The organism is Methylovulum psychrotolerans (assembly GCF_002923755.1).
GTDB lineage: Bacteria > Pseudomonadota > Gammaproteobacteria > Methylococcales > Methylomonadaceae > Methylovulum > Methylovulum psychrotolerans.
Genome location: NZ_PGFZ01000062.1, coordinates 1 through 1,972, shown reverse-complemented (window position 1 = coordinate 1,972; position 1,972 = coordinate 1). Strand labels below are relative to the sequence as shown.

Genomic DNA, 1,972 nt, shown 5'->3' with positions numbered 1-1,972 from the left:
AAAGTCTCGATGGCGGCACTCGATTGTGATATGGCTATCCAATTGGATGGTGGCATTGAAAGGCTAGTAGAGCTATGTAACCTGGGTTTCTACGATGAGATCCAGCAACAAAAACCATCAGATGCACCAAAAGACCAAGTAACCCAGCCCGGTATCAAAGAGAATATGAAAATGCAAAGCCCTCTCTTCCCAAAGCCTTCAGGTGACTTTCCTACTGTTGTGGAAGACACCAAGGGATCAACAATACAAAACGAGCCAGCTAGCGCTAAATGGGAGCCAGTGAACTCCTCCAAAAGTTCCGAAGGGCTGACGGCTAACAACTCTACTAGTGGCAACGATAGGGATGGGCGTGATGGTGCCAAGGAACGGGATGAATCTTGCAGTTTAACCGACTCAGCGGATTCGAGAGAAGAAATGGTCGATCAGCAGCAAAGTGTTGAATCTTTTTTTAAGCGTTTCGTAAAAATGGTCAGTTCCAACGAGAAAAGTCTTAATGCAAATTCCGAAGCTAGCGATGATCCTACTGCTCAAACAGACCTTATAGGTAACCCAGTTCAGAGTATTTCTAATAACTTGAATTATCTCAATCCATTAGAAACGACCGACGACATGCCTGTACCGTTATTAGATCGCGCAACAGACTCGGAGCAACCAGCCTTCGACGCATTTCTTTGCCACAATTCCAGCGATAAATCCTCCAAGTCCATTGTTTGGCTACATTTGTCTGACCTGCATTTATGCGAACCTAAAACGGGTTGGGATGCGAATAGGGTATTAAATTCCTTACTCAAAGATTTAAAGAACATGGAACAAACCCATGGATTGTTACCGCAACTGCTGTTTTTTACCGGTGATGCTGCATTTGGCAATTACGGATCGGGGAAAGGCTCTAGTTTGGCAGAACAATATGAGGAAGTTGAAACCTTTCTGACGGGCGTAAGAAGGGCGTTTAGCCAAGAAATCTCCAAAGAGAACACCTTTTTAGTGCCAGGCAATCACGATGTGGATCGAGGGGAAGTGGCGGAATCAGAAACTCATTGGATAGAAACTCAGGCCACTACAGATAACGTCACTCGACTCATTAAAGATAAGCCCAGACAGTGGCGGCTTTTCATGGATAGATTAACCACTTATCGGGAGTTTTTGAAAAAAAACAGTTATTCACATCTGCTTGAAGACCCTGACCGACTCATATATAGCCAAATTAGAGAAATAAATGGTATCAAGCTCGGCATCGGCGGCTTTAATTCCGCCTGGAATTGCAGCCGCGATAAAGAAAAAAGCAAGCTCTGGTTAGGTGCTGATTGGCAAGACGGCGCTATTGTAGGCAACTTGGACAAACTCAACGCTGACCTGAAAATTGCCCTTATTCATCACCCGCCAGGTTGTTTTGTCGAGCAAGAAGATGCTTTGCTTCGCAGAATCATGGAAACCCATTTTGATTTTTTCCTGCACGGCCATGAGCATCAAAATTGGGTCAACGCCATAAACAACCAACACGTTCGCATCGCCGCAGCTGCTTGTTATGAAAAATCTGACCAAGAAAATGGTTACAATTTTGTGCGCTTGAATTTGGACACGGGCGATGTGGAAATTTGGTTGCGAAGGTATGACGGGCATGGTGATGGTTGGATTCCGAGAGCTGTCGCCGGAAAAACTAAGGATAATGGGCTTTGGCTTACGTCAATCGAAACAAAGTTGTGCTAATTCCATGAGAATATATTAGTCATTATCCAGATTAACATCCAACCTAAGGTAAACGTCTAACCCAGCCACCTAGGCAAACCTGATACGAACTGTCATCCTTGCCCTTTTTTACGGGGAATACCGGTGGGATTATCAAAGAAGTGGATTGGGCATATTGAAGCATGGCAGGCCAGCGGCCTGCCGCAAGCGGATTATTGCCGGCAACAGCAACTGAACGCCAAAACCTTTGCGGCACGATTGTGCGAATACCGTCGTGTGCAACCGG

At 45.4% G+C, this 1,972-nt stretch carries 2 protein-coding genes; both read left to right on the top strand.

Annotated features, from left to right (window positions below; all coding sequences use genetic code 11):
- On the top strand, positions 1-1,707 hold a 1,707-nt coding region (locus tag AADEFJLK_RS23515; RefSeq protein WP_146054744.1), incomplete at its 5' end, for a metallophosphoesterase family protein.
- Between the two features lie 123 nt (positions 1,708-1,830).
- A partial coding sequence (gene tnpA, locus AADEFJLK_RS26205) for an IS66 family insertion sequence element accessory protein TnpA (protein ID WP_428839040.1) occupies positions 1,831-1,972 on the top strand: 142 nt, incomplete at its 3' end.